Source organism: Citrobacter sp. Awk 2, assembly GCF_028069815.1.
Taxonomy (GTDB): domain Bacteria; phylum Pseudomonadota; class Gammaproteobacteria; order Enterobacterales; family Enterobacteriaceae; genus Citrobacter.
This window is the reverse complement of record NZ_JANEWL010000251.1, coordinates 1-569: the sequence shown is the minus strand read 5'-3', so window position 1 is coordinate 569 and position 569 is coordinate 1. Positions and strand designations below refer to the sequence as shown.

The following is a 569-nucleotide window of genomic DNA, read 5'->3' as shown; positions in this document are numbered from 1 at the left end:
TCTTCTATGTATCCATTATGGCTTATAACTCCTTTCTGATAAAGGCGTAATCTTATGTCACTTATTTGTTGTTTTGAAGCGTGTAACGCAAATGTTGGAGTTTGTGTATGTGCTGGTTTGAAATGATACTTATCTATGTAATCACTAATAAACATGACTATTTCAGAATCAAAATTTTCTAATGATTGTGAATTTATTAAAAAGTATCGCAGTCTGGCGTTCTTGGATAGGTTTGGTTTAAGTTGTTTTTTCCGTGAGGTTAGTAATATTTGTTTGCTCTTTAACGATAATGTCCAGTGCGATATTGCAGTTTTCTTTATGCTTTTTAAATCGGATAATAATTTGTTTTTTGTTATTTTTCTTTGGGAAACATCATGACAGATGCTTAACTCTGCAATTGCATTGATAGCATTTGGATAAAAAAGAGTATCAATGTCATCTTTAGAAAATCCTAAAACTTCAAAGCTGTTTAATACTTCTTTTACAATTTCTTCATATGATGGTCCTATAACAAATTTAAGTTTTGAAAGAAATACCTGTAAATTTATATTCCCTTTGATGTCTGAAAT

Annotated in this window: 1 pseudogene; it reads right to left on the bottom strand. The window is 29.7% G+C overall.

Annotated elements, in window-relative coordinates:
• Positions 1–569: pseudogene (locus NNO02_RS23485) on the bottom strand (hypothetical protein); the annotation flags it as partial.